The sequence below is a fragment of the Gordonia sp. SID5947 genome (assembly GCF_009862785.1).
Lineage (GTDB): Bacteria > Actinomycetota > Actinomycetes > Mycobacteriales > Mycobacteriaceae > Gordonia.
Genome location: NZ_WWHU01000001.1, coordinates 2,669,911 through 2,685,427, shown reverse-complemented (window position 1 = coordinate 2,685,427; position 15,517 = coordinate 2,669,911). Strand labels below are relative to the sequence as shown.

General features: G+C 68.3%; 16 protein-coding genes. 4 read left to right on the top strand and 12 right to left on the bottom strand.

The annotated features are described in order from the left end of the window. Window positions 1–15: 15 nt before the first annotated feature. From GTV32_RS12490 to GTV32_RS12470, 5 genes are read right to left on the bottom strand one after another with little or no spacing between them, the layout of a single operon-like run. Window positions 16–1,758 carry a cation acetate symporter gene (locus GTV32_RS12490; protein WP_161060591.1) on the bottom strand — a complete coding sequence of 581 codons (1,743 nt, stop codon included), beginning with the start codon at window positions 1,756–1,758 and terminating at the stop codon, window positions 16–18. Continuing rightward, window positions 1,755–2,135 (bottom strand): hypothetical protein, encoded by a 381-nt coding sequence (locus GTV32_RS12485; protein WP_161060590.1) that lies wholly within the window; start codon window positions 2,133–2,135, stop codon window positions 1,755–1,757. The genes GTV32_RS12490 and GTV32_RS12485 overlap by 4 nt, the downstream gene beginning before the upstream one ends. Beyond that, window positions 2,132–2,932, bottom strand: a complete 801-nt coding sequence (locus GTV32_RS12480; protein WP_161060589.1) for a response regulator — start codon at window positions 2,930–2,932, stop codon at window positions 2,132–2,134. Before GTV32_RS12480 ends, GTV32_RS12485 begins: the two co-directional genes overlap by 4 nt. A 25-nt stretch (window positions 2,933–2,957) precedes the next feature. After that, a complete protein-coding gene (locus tag GTV32_RS12475; RefSeq protein ID WP_161062497.1) occupies window positions 2,958–4,172 on the bottom strand; it encodes a histidine kinase in 1,215 nt (404 codons plus the stop codon). Between the two features lie 13 nt (window positions 4,173–4,185). Next, complete coding sequence (locus tag GTV32_RS12470; RefSeq protein ID WP_343287309.1) at window positions 4,186–4,800, bottom strand: TetR/AcrR family transcriptional regulator; 615 nt, start codon at window positions 4,798–4,800, stop codon at window positions 4,186–4,188. A gap of 54 nt (window positions 4,801–4,854) precedes the next feature. Here GTV32_RS12470 and GTV32_RS12465 point away from each other — a divergent pair, with 54 nt between their 5' ends. Next, on the top strand, window positions 4,855–5,784 hold the full coding sequence (locus tag GTV32_RS12465; RefSeq protein ID WP_161060588.1) for an SDR family NAD(P)-dependent oxidoreductase: 930 nt from the start codon (window positions 4,855–4,857) through the stop codon (window positions 5,782–5,784). On the opposite strand, the gene GTV32_RS12460 is transcribed toward GTV32_RS12465, so the two are convergent. The 7 genes from GTV32_RS12460 to GTV32_RS24040 form a co-directional block, all read right to left on the bottom strand. Then, the gene (locus tag GTV32_RS12460) at window positions 5,778–7,478 is read right to left on the bottom strand and encodes a spermidine synthase (protein WP_202422514.1); all 1,701 of its coding nucleotides are present in this window, start codon (window positions 7,476–7,478) and stop codon (window positions 5,778–5,780) included. The genes GTV32_RS12465 and GTV32_RS12460 overlap by 7 nt on opposite strands. Before the next feature lie 94 nt (window positions 7,479–7,572). Next, a complete protein-coding gene (locus tag GTV32_RS12455) occupies window positions 7,573–7,998 on the bottom strand; it encodes a DUF350 domain-containing protein (RefSeq protein WP_161060586.1) in 426 nt (141 codons plus the stop codon). A gap of 40 nt (window positions 7,999–8,038) precedes the next feature. Continuing rightward, entirely contained in the window at window positions 8,039–8,614 is a 576-nt protein-coding gene (locus GTV32_RS12450; RefSeq protein ID WP_161060585.1) for a DUF4247 domain-containing protein, read from the bottom strand. Next, window positions 8,611–9,141, bottom strand: coding sequence for a DUF2617 family protein (locus GTV32_RS12445; RefSeq protein WP_161060584.1), 531 nt, complete (start codon window positions 9,139–9,141; stop codon window positions 8,611–8,613). Before GTV32_RS12445 ends, GTV32_RS12450 begins: the two co-directional genes overlap by 4 nt. Continuing rightward, complete coding sequence (locus tag GTV32_RS12440; RefSeq protein ID WP_161060583.1) at window positions 9,141–9,773, bottom strand: DUF4178 domain-containing protein; 633 nt, start codon at window positions 9,771–9,773, stop codon at window positions 9,141–9,143. Before GTV32_RS12440 ends, GTV32_RS12445 begins: the two co-directional genes overlap by 1 nt. An 81-nt stretch (window positions 9,774–9,854) precedes the next feature. After that, a complete protein-coding gene (locus GTV32_RS12435; RefSeq protein WP_161060582.1) occupies window positions 9,855–10,472 on the bottom strand; it encodes a response regulator transcription factor in 618 nt (205 codons plus the stop codon). Further along, complete coding sequence (locus GTV32_RS24040; RefSeq protein WP_161060581.1) at window positions 10,469–11,701, bottom strand: sensor histidine kinase; 1,233 nt, start codon at window positions 11,699–11,701, stop codon at window positions 10,469–10,471. Before GTV32_RS24040 ends, GTV32_RS12435 begins: the two co-directional genes overlap by 4 nt. Window positions 11,702–11,800: 99 nt before the next feature. Between GTV32_RS24040 and GTV32_RS12425 the strand changes: the two genes are divergently transcribed. The 3 genes from GTV32_RS12425 to groL all read left to right on the top strand — a co-directional run bounded on the left by GTV32_RS12425 (window position 11,801) and on the right by groL (window position 15,508). Next, complete coding sequence (locus tag GTV32_RS12425; RefSeq protein ID WP_161060580.1) at window positions 11,801–12,898, top strand: ABC transporter permease; 1,098 nt, start codon at window positions 11,801–11,803, stop codon at window positions 12,896–12,898. A 66-nt stretch (window positions 12,899–12,964) separates the two neighbouring features. Further along, complete coding sequence (locus tag GTV32_RS12420; RefSeq protein ID WP_161060579.1) at window positions 12,965–13,675, top strand: ABC transporter ATP-binding protein; 711 nt, start codon at window positions 12,965–12,967, stop codon at window positions 13,673–13,675. Window positions 13,676–13,882: 207 nt separating this feature from the next. After that, window positions 13,883–15,508, top strand: coding sequence for a chaperonin GroEL (gene groL, locus GTV32_RS12415; protein WP_161060578.1), 1,626 nt, complete (start codon window positions 13,883–13,885; stop codon window positions 15,506–15,508). The last annotated feature ends 9 nt before the right edge of the window (window positions 15,509–15,517 follow it).

Genomic DNA, 15,517 nt, shown 5'->3' with positions numbered 1-15,517 from the left:
AACGGTTGGCCGCGACTACTCCTTCGGCAGCCGCTCGATACCCATGCCGAGCCGCTCGGGGACGTGCATCCGCGCGAAGGTGCGGGCGAGATCGACCGGTAGATGCCGCCGGGTGGCGAGACTCACCACGATCATGGTGGCGAATGCCAGGGGCACCGTCACCGCCGCCGGGTACCCGATGATCATCGCGGGCCAGCCGCCGAGCGCGTCGTTGTCCACCACGCCCGCGATCGCCAGACTCGTCGCCACCCCCGACGAGAACCCGCCGACCATCAGACCGGCGATGGCGCCGGGCGCTGTGAGGCGTCGCCACCAGATCCCCAGCACCAGAAGGGGACACAGGGTGGAGGCGGCCACCGCGAACACCAGGCCGACGGTCCGCGACAGCTCCAGGGAGGTGGCAGCCAGCGACAGACCGATCGGGATCAGGCCGCCGATGACGGCCGCGAGGCGGAAATCGCGGACACGGCCCCGCAGCACGTCGGTGGCCAGCGCTCCCGCGACGCTCACCAGAAGGCCCGACGACGTCGCAAGGAAGGCGGCGATCGCACCCGCCGCCACCAGCGCGGCGAGGAACTGCCCGGCCACCCCGCCGACCGCGGCGCTGGGCAGCAGCAGAACCGCGGCGTCGGCCGTCCCGGTGATCAGGAGTTGGGGCACATACAACCTGGCGAAAACGCCGAGCAGCGTGGGGAACAGATAGAACAGCGACAGCAACGCGATCACCGCGAGCGCGGTCCGGCGTGCCGACCGACCGTCGGGATTGGTGTAGAAGCGCACCAGAACGTGGGGCAGTCCCATCGTGCCGAGGAAGGTCGCGACGATGAGCGACAGGACCTCGAACAGCGGCTGACGGCCCCCGAGCCCGCCACCCGAGGCGATCCAGTCGGCACCGGTGGTCGGGGCGCCCTCGACCACCGGGGTGGCGGCGCCGGCGTCGAGGTGGATCACCGTGCCGCTCGCGAGGTCGTGCGGACCCGTGGAAGGGATCACGCCGGACTCCACGTGCTCGCCGTCGAGTGTGCCGGTGACGGTCACGCCCGTCGTCTCGGCCACCGTGACGGTGACATCGGTGGTGATGTCGACCGTGGTGGCCTGCGCGACCCGCGGTGGTGCCGGCGCACCGAATTCCGCCCGGTCGGCGAAGAACACGGCGAGCAGGGTCAATGCCGGCACCGCGATCGCAGTGAGCTTGAGCCAGTACTGGAACGCCTGGACGAAGGTGATCGACCGCATGCCACCGCCGACCACGTTGACGATCACGATCGCGCCCACGGCCACCACCCCGATCCACACGGGCGCACCCAGCAGGATGTTCAACGTCAGGCCTGCCCCCTGTAGCTGCGGGATCAGGTAGAGCACGCAGACCACCACGACCACCGTCATCGACGCCAACCGGGCGGACGGCGAGTTCAGCCGGAATTCGGCGAAGTCGGGCACGGTGTACGCGCCGGATCGACGCAACGGCGCGGCCACGAACAGCAGCAGCCCGAGATATCCCGCGGTGAACCCGACGGGATACCAGAGCGCATCCGCGCCGTATTTGGCCACCAGTCCGGCCACGCCGAGAAACGATGCGGCCGAGAGGTACTCGCCGGAGATGGCGGCCGCATTCCAGCGGGAGCCGACGCTACGCGACGCCACGAGGAAGTCGGAGGTGGTCCGGGACAGGCGACCGCCGTACGCGCCGACGACGACGGTCGCGACGGCGGCGAGACCCAGCGCGACCGCGGTGAGCGCGTCGACGTCGGTGCTCACGGTTGGTCGCGCTCGTCGTCGACGACCCCGATGAAGTCCCGCTCGGCCTGTTCGGCGAACCGCACGTAGAACCAGCCGGTCACGTACAGCAACGGATAGAGCAGCAGGGCGAGGATCAGCCAGTTGAGCCGGATGCCCAGCACGCTGACCGTGGTGAGCCACGGAAAGATGGTGCCCACCAACGGGATCGCCACGATGACGGCCACCACGGCCACCGCCAGCCGCAGGGCGAGCCCGAGCTGCGCTCGCATCAGCCCACGGACCAGGGCGTCACCGACCTCGGTCTGTTCCTGGACCTCGACGCGGGTGCGGACCATCCGGGCGCCGCGCCGGCGCGACAGCACCACCCGTTCCCGCTGTGGTTGTTGACCGGTCATCGCTGGGCCGGATCGTCGGAGCTCGACTTGAGCTCACGCATCGGATCACGGATCAACAGGTCCTTGAGTTCACGGAGCTGACGTCGGCTCACCGGCAGTTCGACGGCCGCCGACGAGCCGTTTGCCCGAACGCACACGACCGTCGTCGAACCGCTCGAGCGCAGTCCGGTCACCATCGGCAGAGCCACCAGGTAGGACCGGTGCACGCGCTGGAACCCGTGATCCTGCCAGCGGGAGGCCAGGGTGGACAACGGTATCCGTACCAGGTGAGCGCCCGACTCCGAGTGCAACCGGGCATAGTCGCCGACCGCCTCCACCCATGAGATGCTGTCGCGGCGCACCAGTGAGGTGACCCCGGACAGCTCCACCGGGATCACCTCGTCGGTGGGGGACGCTTGCGGCGGAACCGGACCGGCTGGTTGACCGCCGGCCTCGCGGACCGCCAGGACGCGCGAGATCGCCTGGGTGAGCCGTTCTTCGCGCAACGGCTTGAGGAGATAATCGACCGCGCCGACCTCGAACGCGTCGACCGCCTTGTCGCCGTGAGCCGTCACGAACACCACGGCCGGTGGGTCGGCGTACTTGGTCAGCACGCCTGCGAGTTCGAGTCCCGAGAGCCCGGGCATGTTGATGTCGAGGAAGATCGCGTCGACGTGGTGCTCGTTGAGCTGCCGCAGGGCTTCGGTGGCGTCGCCGGCACTGAGCACCTCGTCCACCTCGGGCTGATGGCCGAGCAGGTAGGCCAGTTCGTCGAGCGCCGGAGGCTCGTCGTCGACGGCGAGGACCACCAGCGACATTCGGCCACCTCCCTTCGTGGACATGTCAGGCGCGGATTCCGGCACGGAACTTGGGGACTCGCATGCCGACTCGGGTGCCCGCATCGATCCCCGTGTCGACCACCAGACCGTAGTCGTTGCCGAATGCGGCCCGCAGCCGATGATCGACATTCGTGAGCCCCACGTGGGCACCCTCGGATTCGTTGCGGGCGGCATTCTCGGCCGGGGTCAGTGCGTCGATGTCGCCGGACCGCAACAGTTCGGGGTCCATCCCGACCCCGTCGTCCTCGACGGTGATCACGCAATCGGTCCCCTCATCGCGGGCGATGATGGTGATGGTGCCACCTCCCTTTCCCGCCAGCCCATGGCGAACGGCGTTCTCCACGAGGGGCTGCAGAGCGAGGAAGGGCACGACGACGTTCAGGACCTCGGGCGCCACCTGGAGCCTCACGTTCAACGCCGGCCCGAACCGGGCACGTTCCAAGGTCAGATATCGGTCGATGTTGCGCAGTTCGTCGGCCAGCACCGTGAACTCGCCGGCCGCGCGGAAGGAGTACCTCGTGAAGTCGGCGAAGTCGAGGATCAGCTCCCGTGCCCGCGCGGGGTCGGTCCGTACGAACGACGCAATGGTGTTGAGTGCGTTGTAGATGAAGTGTGGGCTGATCTGTGCGCGCAGCGCGAGGACCTCGGCGCGGTCGAGGCGAGCCCTCGACGCCTCGAGGTCGGCGAGCTCGATCTGGCTCGACACGTACCGCGCGACCTCGCCGACCGCACCGAGCATGCCCGGCCCGGGCCGGTGGGTGGTCGCGACCACGAGCACCCCGACGCTGCTCCCGTCGGAGATCAACGGCTCGGCGATGAGCGCGCGGACCGGCGACTCCGGACCGCACGGATCGTTCACCAGCACGCGGCGCAGACCCGGCTCCGCGGTGCGCGCGGCCTCCGCCGAGGCGGCGGTCAGGACGTCGTCCCACAGCGGGTCGTCGGCGGGCTCGTGGGCCAGCGCCTCGCCCACGGGATCGTAGAGTGCCAATGCATCGGCCGCGGTGAGTGCTCGCAGATGTGGCAGGGCGTCGCGCGCCGAGGAGGCCGAGAGTCCCGCGCGCAACGACCGGGCCGCCTGCGACGCGGTCTGCAGCGCGAAGTGGACGGCCCGCTCGGTCGGTGTGGTGACCACCCGACGTGTTCGGACCAGCACCACCGCGACGACGGCGACGAGGACGATCACCACCACCAGCGCGACCGCCAACTGACCGGACATGGTCTCCACGATCTCATCCTCGCGGAGGTTCTGACGGGAACGGGATCATTCCGACGACCAGGTCGATGAGTTGATGACGGTCGGCGTGCCACTTCTCGCGCGGCAGGTGTCCGGTCAGGTCGAGGTCGGTCACTCCGTGGGCCGCTGCCATCAGCACACCCGCGTAGGGGCGGGCACGCTCGCCGCCGACGAGTCTGCCGACGAGTTCGAGAAACGTGTCCTGGGCACGTCCGGCGGCCTCGGCGACGGATGCCGGCTCATCGGTGGTCTGCGCGAACATCAGTCGGTACAGGTGTGGCCGGCTGTGGCCCAGATCGGACAATGCCCCGAGGGCCGTGCGCAGTGCCCGTTCCGGTGACAGCGACTCGTCACCGGTGATGGCGTCGAGTCCGACCGCGACGGCGGCCCACGCGTCGGTGGCCACCGCCTTCAACAGGGCGTCCTTGTCGACGAAATGGCGATATGCGGCAGATCTCGACACCCCTGCACCGGCACCGACGTCCCGTAGCGTCACCGCCTCCGGACCTCCGCGATCAAGGAGGACGACGGCCGCATCGAGCAGGGCCTGCCGGGTCTGTGCGGCACTCTCCGCCCGGGTCGCCATGCCGACAAACTTATCAGTTGACATTGTCCACTCGAATGGGTTCACTGGGTTGACGCTGTCAACTCAAAGGAGCGGGCCATGCACGCCATCGTGATGACCGGCGCGACCCGAGGCATCGGGCGCGCCGCGGCGCTGGAGATGCTCCGCGCCGACCCGGATCTGCATCTCGTGTCGTTGTCGCGAAGCAGTATGTCCGGAGATGGTGTCCGACAACCGAATTCAATTGACCAGCGGATCACGACGATCGACACGGATCTCGCGGACATCGGCCGCATCCGGGCCGCGGTCGACGAGATCTCCCGTCGACTCGACGGCGGAACACTCCCGCCGCTCATGGGCTTCGTCGGCAACGCCGGGCTGCAGTTCGTAGACGCGCTGCACGAGACGGTGGACGGTCTCGAGAGCACGTTCGCGGTGAATGTCGTCGCGAATCATCTACTGCTCAGGGGTCTGCTGGACCACCTGTCGGCGCCCGCCCGAATCGTGATCACGGTGAGCGACACGCACTTCGGCGATCTCCGGCACAACCTCGGTATGGTGCCCGCGCCACGTTGGTCGTCGCCATCGGTCCTGTCCCGTCCGGGGGCGTTCGACGAGCCCGACACGGTGCGCGCCGGACGGCGTGCCTACTCGACCAGCAAGCTGGCCGCCATCCATCTCGTCCACGAGTGGTCGCGTCGGTTGCCCGACGGGATCGACATCCTCGCCTACAACCCGTCGTTCGTGCCCGGGACCGGTCTGACCAGAGCGGCCGGGCGTCGCGATCGGCTCGTGAGTCGCTGGCTGCTCCCGGCGCTCACCCTCTCGCCGACGGTCGACCGGATATCCACGGCAGGAAGGAAATTGGCCGATGTGGTGCTCGGACGCACACCGGCGGCATCCGGTGCCTACGTCGACCGCACCCGTGTGACGGCGTCGTCGGACGAATCCTACGATCCCGACCGCGAGCGCGCGCTGTGGGACTTCCTGGAGGATCTCGTGCCGCCGCGAGCCGCCGCACCTCAGTAGGCGGCCCACTCCGACTGTGCGTACCGCAGGATGCGCGGGTCCATGAGGGTCGACGGTGGCATGTCGAGCGGGGTCCGGTCGGCTGGGAACACCGCAGCCGCGGCCAGCTCGTCATCGTTCAGGAATCGCATCGGGTGCGGAAGATCGAGCCGCAGTTCGGGCCGAGTCGTGGCGTTCGGCCCGCTCGCTTCGCTCCCGGCGGCGCCGGTGGTGTTCGGCCCGCTCGCTTCGCTCCCGGCGCCGGTGGTGTTCGGCCCGCTCGCTTCGCTCCCGGCGCCGGTGGCGACGCCGAGGAAATAGCCCCAGTCACCGAAGGACGGGACGTCGACGTGATACGGCACCGTCGCCACCCCCGCGGCGGCCAGCGTCGCGCCGATGCACCAGAACGACTTCGGCGCGAAATAGGGGGAACCGGACTGCACGACCATCCGCCCACCCGGTGCCAGATGCGCCGCCACCAACGCGTAGAACTCGGTGGAATACAGCTTGGCCGTGGCTGATTCGTCCGGATCAGGCATGTCGACGACGATCGCGTCGAAGGTGTCCCGGTTGTCGCGCAACCAGGAGAAGGCGTCCGCACTGACGACCCTGCTGCGCGGATCGTCCATCGACCCACGGTTCAGTTCCACCAGACGCCGATCGGAACGCGCGAGCCGGATCATCTCCGGGTCGAGTTCCACCAGGGTCGCCGACGCCACATCGGGGTACGCCAGCACCTCGCGCAGTGCCAGCCCGTCACCGCCGCCGAGGATGAGGACGCGGCCGCGGGTGCCGGTCGTATTCGGCCCGCTCGCTCCGCTCCCGGCGCCGGTGGTGTTCGGCCCGCTCGCTCCGCTCCCGGCGCCGGCCATCACCGGATGGACCAGCGACTCGTGATACCGGTACTCGTCGATCGACGAGAACTGCAGATCCCCATTGAGATACAGACGCGTGTCCGGACCGATCGGCGTCCGGCGTTGCGTGATCACGATGTCCTGGTACTGGGTTCGCTCGGCAACGACGATGGGGTCGCGGAACAGTGCTTGGCGCGCGGTCACCTCGAATCGGCTCGAGTAGACAAGACCGAGGACGAGCAGCACGACGACACCCACCGCTGTGCCGCCGAGTACGAGGAGCCGGCCGGGGCTCAGCGATCGGCGGAAGACGACGAAGACGAGGAAGCAGCCCGCGGCGGCATTCACCAGCCCGACGACCAGCGCGCCGCGTAGTTGCCCGAAGACAGGCAACAGCAGGAAGGGGAAGCAGAGTCCGCCGATGAGGGCGCCGATATAGTCGGCCGCGAACATGTCGGCGACCGCGGAACCGGCCTCTTGCTTGCGGATTCGCTGCAGCAGCACCATCAGCAGCGGGATCTCGGCACCGATGAGCAGGCCGAGGACGAAGGCGACCACGATCAGCGCCGGGGTGTACAGCGACAGGTACGCGAACGCCGCGTACAAGGCCATCACGGACATGCCGCCGAGCAGGGCGAGGGCGAGTTCGATCAGGGCGAACGACGTGACCGCCCTGTTCTGCAGCGGTTTCGCCGCGAGCGAGCCGATCCCCATGGCGAACACCATGACCGCCAGCACGATCGAGGCCTGCGTGGCGGTGTTGCCGATGAGGAAGGAACCGAGGGAGACCAGCGCCAGCTCGTAGACGAGACCACAGGCCGCGCAGACGAACACCACCGCGAGCAGCGACGCGCGCGACAGGCGGGACCAGGAGTCGACTGAACCGTCGACGTCCGGGGAGGTGACCGTGTCCGGACCGCTCACGACGACGGATGCGACGGCGACGGGTCGCCGTTCACAGAATCGCCGATGCGACGATCAAGGCGACGCCGACATGGGCGACCGACTGTACCCACACTGCCGGGTGGGGTTCCGGGCGCAGCAGCAGCTCGCCGAGCCGCCCGGGCGTCGCGACGTCGATGAGGGCGAATGTCGCGGCCGTCACCGCGATCCCGATCGCGGTGTACACCGCCGTGTACACCAGACCTTCGACGAGTCGGCCCTCGCTGGCGACGATCGCCGCGGTGACGATGATCGCGATCCCGGCGAGATTCGATGACACCAGGATGCCGGCATTGCGATTGCGCTCGGCCCACAGGTGTTCGCGCAACCTGCCGGGAGTGAGGAGGTCGAGGACGATGAAGGAGATCGCCATCAGGGCCACCCCGGCCAAGCTGTATGCGCCTGCCGCGTAGGCATTCTCGAAGATGTCTCGGATCACGGTGTCTCTCTCCCGGTGTGTGGTGGTTGAACATGTCCGGTCACTTGCCGCCCCCGCCGCTTCCGCCGCCCCGGTAGCCGCTGCCCGATCCGCCGAAGTTCGGTGTCGGAACCCAGAATCCACCGACGTAGGAGTGGTAGTGGTGGTAACCCGACCGATAGTCGCGGCTGAGCATGACGCGGGTCTGGGCGGCGGCCAGCGGGAACAGACCGATGAGGTAGTCGGGATACTGCAGGAACTGGCTGCCGTCGACATTGTCCGGATTGCTGGTGTCCCCGCTGCGCTGGTCGGTCGGACGTCGCACGTCGCTCAACTCGGCGGCCACCGTCGTCGGGGTGCCGTCGGCGATGTAGGCGTCGACGTCACCCTCGTCGTGGGCCTCGTCGCGCTGGTAGTGCGACGTGATGTAGTTGCGTACGTCGCCGCCGCCGTTGCGGACCGTTCTCACCGAGCACGTCGCGACGACTGCGAAGAGTGCGACGATCACGATCACCGCGATGACGATGTTGCGCGTTCGGTGCAGACCGCGACGGGGGTCGTCGCCCGGGGCGGGGCCGCGCGGGCCGTCGCCGCCCGGTGGTGGTGGCGGGAACCGTGGTGGCGGGGGCTGGGTCATCGATGTGCCCCCGGAATCCGGCGCAGCTTGCTCGAGGTCACCACGAGCTCGGAGTTCTGCGGGTAGGTGTGCCAGGTCTGCCAGCTGATCGTGTCGTCGTCGTCGTCGGCGGCGGCGGCGATCACCGCGGTGATCGCCAGTGGCAGGCCGGGGAAGTGACCCATCACGGCGGGGGCACCGGCGGCCAGGTGGTCGCCGACGCGGCGGTCGAGGTCGCCGACGACGGACTCCATCCGGTCGGTCTCGCAGGGCTCGATCCGTGAGGTGAACGTGTATCCGTCGGTGTCGACGGATGCGGGGAGCGGCTCGTCGATGCCGGGCAGGCAGGCCACCGTCTCGCACAACCGGTGGACGCCGTCGTCGACCACGACCTGATGGCTCGCACCGAGGAGTCGGAGCGACAGCGTGCGCGCGCCGATCCGCCGGTCGCAGCGCGCCAGTGGTTCCTGCAGCTCGGCGGTCAGGGAGAAGGTGAGCCGGCGTGCACTGGTGTCGGCGTAGCGAACCTGGAGTCGGGTCTGACCCATCACGATTCGGGCGCCGGGCCGGACGGATAGATCCGGTACTCGCTGCGCTCGATCACCTGTCCGCGAGCACATTCCCATCCGGAGCCGAAGTCCTCGAAGGACAGCCGCTCGTCGCCAGCCTCGTAATCGTGATAGCGCATCGACCCGCGGGCGGCCAGCCCCGTGGTGCCCGCCGAGGTGAACTCCGCCGACCCCGACTCGTCGGAGACATACCGGCGACCGTCGAGTTCGAGGGTGGCAGGGCCGGGGACCACGGTCACACCGGACAGCTCTTGCCATTGGACGACCTCGAGGTCCGGGTCGTCCTCGACGGAGATCCACGCCTTCTGGCCGGTGCCGGTGTCCAGGAAGTTCTCGGTCCAGACGAAACCACTCTGCGACAGCCGGAGGGTGCCGCGGACCGCGAAGGTCTCGCCGCGGATCTCGACCAGGTCGCTCGGCTTCAACTGCCGGGGATCGCCGCGGACCGCGTCGTCGTCGGCCGTCGAGAACGGGTCGCCGGGCCGGTACGCCCGGTCACGCAGCGCGTCGGACTCGGCTTGCCGGAGCTTGCGGTTGCCCAGGAAGTTGAACACGACCACTACCGCGATGATCAGCAGCAGTGCCACGATGACGATCAACAGGATCTCCACGCGCCCGACCCTATCGGTAACCGGCTGAATCGGACATCCTCGGCCATGCGCACGAATGACGCGAACCTGTCAGAGCCGCCGTCAGAGCAGTCCCCGTCGACGCGCCTCGGCGACCACCCGCGTCCGACTGTCGACGCCGAGCTTTTCGAAGATGTGCACGAGGTGGGACTTGACGGTGGCCTCTGAGATGGTGAGCGTCCGTGCGATGTCGCGATTGGAGTCGCCGTCCAAGAGCCGTCCCACGATTTCGAGTTCGCGCTGTGTCAGGGCGGTGTCAGGCGATTGCATCCGGCCGAGAAGTCGCGCCGCAATGGGCGGCGCGAGTACCGTCTCTCCGGCGGCGGCCGACCGGATGGCGCGGACGAGGTCGTCGGGGTCGGCGTCCTTCAGCAGGTATCCGGTGGCGCCGGCCTGGACAGCGCGCAGGATATCGCTGTCCGTCTCGTATGTCGTGAGGATGAGCACTCGGGGTGGATCCGGAAGCGACCGAATCGATTCTGTTGCCTGAACCCCGTCTCCGCGCGGGCCAAGCCGCAGGTCCATGAGCACCACATCGATGCCGTCGCGTCGCACTGCGGCCAGCGCGTCGGCCGCGGTACCGGCTTCCGCGGTCACTTCGATGTCGTCGACGGGCGCGAGCACAGCGCGGAGACCGGCTCGCACCACCGGGTGGTCGTCCACGAGGAGTAGTCGGATCACGCGTCGAGCTCCTCGGCGGCGGCGGAAACCGGAATCCTCGCTCGTACCGCGGTTCCGGTGCCCGACCCAGACTCGATACTGACGTCGCCGCCCTGCTGTGACAGTCGGCCACGCATCGCGGTGAGCCCGTATCCTGTCCCATCTCGGCGCGGTCCGTCGTGGGCTGTCGGGTCGAAGCCGTGCCCGTCGTCGACGACATCGATGCTGACCTCGTCGGACTGATACGTGAGGGTCATCGTCGCCGAATTCGCCCCCGCGTGGCGGCGAGCATTCGACAGGGCCTCCTGCGCCGCGCGGAGCAGAGCGACCTGGACGGCGGTGGGTAGCGGACGCGAATTTCCGTGTTGTTCGAAGACAGTTCGCAAGCCGGACGCGGAACTGTCGTCGGCGAGTGACCGGAGAGCGTTCGTGAGGCCATCCCTCTCGAGCGTGACCGGGTTCAATCCGAGGACGAATCGCCGGGTCTCGGCGAGTGCTCCGGTGGCGGTGTCGAGTGCCGTGCGCAGCTGCGCCGATCGATCCGCTGGCGCGGGCTGGCCGAGCGCCGCGTGCAGCAACATGATCACGCTCGCCAGACTCTGCCCCACGGTGTCGTGGATCTCCCCGGCGAGACGCTCGCGCTCGGCCAGACGACCGGCCTCGCGTTCACGTGCCGCCAGTACCTGCTGGGTGCGCGTGAGCTCGTCGAGGAGCCGTCGGCGTTCCTCAGACTGGGCTCGTAGTCGCTGGTAGATCTCGGTCATCACCGCAGCGCAAGCCACGCCGATGACCGGTCCGAAGATCGCTCCGGCGACCCAGCGCTCCTGATGTGCCGTGAACCCGACCGCGGCGGCCAGCGCGATCGCGATCTCGATGGGGATCGCCGCCCGGATGGGAAAGAGATGCCAGACCAGTAGCGCGAGCAGGAAAGCCAGCCACACGAACTCACCGGAGATCACGATGAGTCCGAGCCAGATCAGGATGAGGCCGGTCAACCACAGCTGGGCCATCTGCCCGCGTCGGCGCGAGACCCACACTGCTCCGGCGCAGTACCAGGCAGCGGCCACGACGGTGGCCAGGATCGGCACCAACGGTGTGGATGACGCCTGTACGGCCCGGACGGCGCCGAGCGAGAGCAGCACGGCGAACAGTAGATGTCCCGCCAGCAAGACGTGGTCGTCGGCCTCCGGGACTCCTTCGTCATCCGGCCCCGTGCGGGCACGCTCCGTCTGGCCAGAGGGTGGGTTCACACCCACCAGTATCCCCAGCGGTCGCCGGACGCCGCCTCCAACTTTCGATGGACTTCTGCGTGGACCGAAAGATCCTTTGGAACCCACCGGTGTGCCGATGTGTCCCGGGACCGCCCGATCGAGGCTGGATACGTCAGCAACGACGAAGGGAGTGCGGTGTTCATCGGTATCCGTGACGTCAGATTCGCCAAGTGGCGATTTGTCCTGATAGGTGCCGTCATCGCGATGATGACGTTCATGGTGGTGGCGTTGTCCGCGCTTACGGGCGGCTTGAAGAACCAGTCGATCTCGGCCATCAGCAGGTTACCCGGGCAGACCCTGGTGCTCCGAGACGCAGCCGGAGCGGACGGCCCGTCGCTCTCGCAGAGCGAGCTGGACGCACCGACCGTTGGTCAGGTCGTCGACGAGAGCGGTGATGACGCATCCGAACTCGGCGTGACGACGACCCGGATCGGGCATGGCAGGATCACCTCGACGGCAGCCGTATTCGGCGCCGGGCCGAGACTGACGCCCCCGCCCGACACCGGTCGGCTGCCGGGAACCGGCGGTGTCATGCTCGGGCGGGAGCAGGCCACCGCGCTGGCTGTGACGGTCGGCGACCTGGTGACTGTCGACTCCACGCGGTTGCGGGTCGATGCGATCGGCCCGGCCGGCGACTATGCTCACACGCCGGTCGCGTACACGGCGATGGACACCTGGCGCGCGCTCTCGCACGGACAGAATACGAGTGCGGTGGTGCTGTTCGGCGGCTCGACCGACGCTCCCGGAACGACGAGCATGCCGATGTCGAACGCTGCCGACGCCGTTCCCGGCTACCGTTCCGAGCGCGGGTCGCTGCTGGCCATCCAAGCGATGCTGCTTGCGATCTCCACGCTCGTCGTCGGCGCCTTTTTCGCTGTGTGGACGGTGCAGCGCCTGCGCGATCTCGCCGTTGTGCGCGCACTGGGAGCCGGCCGCTGGTACCTGCTGCGGGACGGAATCGGGCAGGCAGCGCTCGTTCTGCTCCTCGGTGAGACGGTCGGCGTGCTGCTCGGGGTCGGTCTGGCAGCTGCCGCGGCGGCGACCGTCCCGATCTCGCTGAGCGGCGTTGGCGTCGCGCTGCCCGTCGTGGCGATGGCAGTGCTCGGCAGCGCGGGCGCGCTACTGGCAGTGCGTCGAGTGACCGTTGTCGACCCGGTAGTCGCGATGTCGCGGTGATCCGCTCGTCGCGTCGCGTACCCGGAGTTCTTCTGAACCCCATGACTGATCCGATAGGAGCCCACCATGAGTCTCTCGCTGTCCGATGTCACGTTGACCTTCCCCGACGGCCGCGGCCGGCTGACCGCTCTCGGCGACGTCGATCTCGACGTCGCGAACGGCAGCTTCGTGGCCGTGACCGGGCCGTCCGGCTCCGGCAAATCGAGTCTGCTGTCCGTCGCCGGCACTCTGCTGACCCCGGACTCCGGGCAGGTCGAGATCGACGGCATCTCGACAACCGGCCTATCCGCCGATGAGCGAGCCCGCATTCGGCGCGACCGCATCGGGTTCGTGTTCCAACACGACAACCTGCTGCCCTCCCTGACTGCCCTGGATCAACTGCTGTTGACCGTCGATCTGCGCGGGCAGAAACCGGCGCGGTATCGGGACGAGGCGCTCGCGCTGCTGGATGAAGTCGGTGTCGCCGCCGCCTCGTCGCGTCGGCCGCACGAGTTGTCCGGCGGCATGCGGCAGCGCGTGAACATCGCCCGGGCGCTGATGGGCTCGCCGTCGCTGCTCCTGATCGACGAGCCGACGTCCGCCCTGGAGACCGAGCGCGGTCGGGCCGTCATCGAGTTGATCGGCGCCCTCGTGCGGGAGCGTGACGTTGCCGCGGTTCTCGTCAGCCATGACCTGGATTCGATGTCGGTGGCGCCGGGGTGCGGCGTGGATCGCACGCTGCACATGTGCGATGGTCGCCTCGGTTCGCCGGTGCGGACTTCGTCCTCTTCTGCATGACCGGAGATGGCGCGTCGAGCCCACCAGCCGGTCTCTCCTTGCACTCGACCCGGCCGAGTGCTAAAAACGAACTTGGCACTCGCAAGCTGTGAGTGCCAGGTCGGGACGGTGAGACCGGTACCGAATGACACACCGGTCGTCCGTCGCGGGCACCGAGTTCCGGCCATAGATACCTGGTGTCACCCCCTATCGGAGGATCACTTACCCATGGCCAAGCAAATCGCGTTCGACGAAGAGGCCCGTCGCGGCCTCGAGCGGGGCCTGAACAGCCTCGCCGACGCAGTCAAGGTGACGTTGGGACCCAAGGGTCGCAACGTCGTCCTGGAGAAGAAGTGGGGCGCCCCCACGATCACCAACGATGGTGTGTCCATCGCCAAGGAGATCGAGCTGGAGGACCCGTACGAGAAGATCGGTGCCGAGCTCGTCAAGGAGGTCGCCAAGAAGACCGACGACGTCGCAGGCGACGGCACCACCACTGCCACCGTTCTGGCACAGGCTCTCGTCCGTGAGGGCCTGCGCAACGTCGCTGCCGGCGCCAACCCGCTGGGTCTGAAGCGCGGCATCGAGAAGGCCGTCGAGGCCGTCACCGAGTCCCTCCTCAAGAGCGCCAAGGAGGTCGAGACCAAGGAGCAGATCGCTGCCACCGCGGGCATCTCGGCCGGCGACTCGTCGATCGGCGAGCTCATCGCCGAGGCGATGGACAAGGTCGGCAAGGAAGGCGTCATCACCGTCGAGGAGGCTCAGACCTTCGGGCTGCAGCTGGAGCTCACCGAGGGCATGCGCTTCGACAAGGGCTACATCTCGGGCTACTTCGTCACCGACGCCGACCGTCAGGAAGCCGTCCTCGAGGACCCGTACATCCTGCTCGTCTCGGGCAAGGTGTCGACCGTCAAGGACCTGCTGCCGCTGCTGGAGAAGGTCATCCAGGCCGGCAAGCCGCTGCTGATCATCGCCGAGGACGTCGAGGGCGAAGCCCTGTCGACCCTGGTCGTCAACAAGATCCGCGGCACCTTCAAGTCCGTCGCCGTCAAGGCACCGGGCTTCGGTGACCGTCGTAAGGCCATGCTGGCCGACATCGCCATCCTCACCGGTGGCGAGGTCATCAGCGAAGAGGTCGGCCTCTCGCTCGAGGGCGCGGGCGTCGAGCTGCTCGGTACCGCTCGCAAGGTCGTCGTGACCAAGGACGAGACCACCATCGTCGACGGCGCGGGCGATGCCGACGCGATCGCCGGCCGCGTGGCCCAGATCCGCAGCGAGATCGAGAACAGCGACTCCGACTACGACCGTGAGAAGCTGCAGGAGCGTCTGGCCAAGCTGGCCGGCGGTGTTGCGGTCATCAAGGCGGGCGCGGCCACCGAGGTCGAGCTCAAGGAGCGCAAGCACCGCATCGAGGACGCCGTCCGCAACGCGAAGGCTGCCGTCGAAGAGGGCATCGTCGCCGGCGGTGGCGTGGCCCTGCTGCAGTCCGAGGCTGCGATCTCCGGTCTGTCGCTGACCGGTGACGAGGCCACCGGTGCCAACATCGTGCGCGTCGCGCTCGAGGCTCCGGCCAAGCAGATCGCCATCAACGCCGGGCTCGAGCCGGGCGTCGTGGCCGACAAGGTCCGCAACTCCCCGCTGGGCACCGGCCTCAACGCCGCGACCGGCGAGTACGAGGACCTGCTGGCCCGCGGCATCAACGACCCGGTGAAGGTCACCCGCTCGGCGCTGCAGAACGCTGCGTCGATCGCCGCTCTGTTCCTCACCACCGAGGCCGTTGTCGCCGACAAGCCGGAGAAGAACCCGGCCCCGGCAATGCCGGGTGGCGACGAGATGGGCGGAATGGGATTCTGACCTGACTCC

Coding starts and splice junctions, on each gene's coding strand:
- GTV32_RS12485 (WP_161060590.1), bottom strand. CDS start 2,135: ATGACCGGTCAACAACCACAGCGGGAACGGGTGGTGCTGTCGCGCCGG.
- GTV32_RS12480 (WP_161060589.1), bottom strand. CDS start 2,932: ATGTCGCTGGTGGTCCTCGCCGTCGACGACGAGCCTCCGGCGCTCGAC.
- GTV32_RS12475 (WP_161062497.1), bottom strand. CDS start 4,172: ATGTCCGGTCAGTTGGCGGTCGCGCTGGTGGTGGTGATCGTCCTCGTC.
- GTV32_RS12470 (WP_343287309.1), bottom strand. CDS start 4,800: ATGTCAACTGATAAGTTTGTCGGCATGGCGACCCGGGCGGAGAGTGCC.
- GTV32_RS12465 (WP_161060588.1), top strand. CDS start 4,855: ATGCACGCCATCGTGATGACCGGCGCGACCCGAGGCATCGGGCGCGCC.
- GTV32_RS12450 (WP_161060585.1), bottom strand. CDS start 8,614: ATGACCCAGCCCCCGCCACCACGGTTCCCGCCACCACCACCGGGCGGC.
- GTV32_RS12445 (WP_161060584.1), bottom strand. CDS start 9,141: ATGGGTCAGACCCGACTCCAGGTTCGCTACGCCGACACCAGTGCACGC.
- GTV32_RS12420 (WP_161060579.1), top strand. CDS start 12,965: ATGAGTCTCTCGCTGTCCGATGTCACGTTGACCTTCCCCGACGGCCGC.
- groL (WP_161060578.1), top strand. CDS start 13,883: ATGGCCAAGCAAATCGCGTTCGACGAAGAGGCCCGTCGCGGCCTCGAG.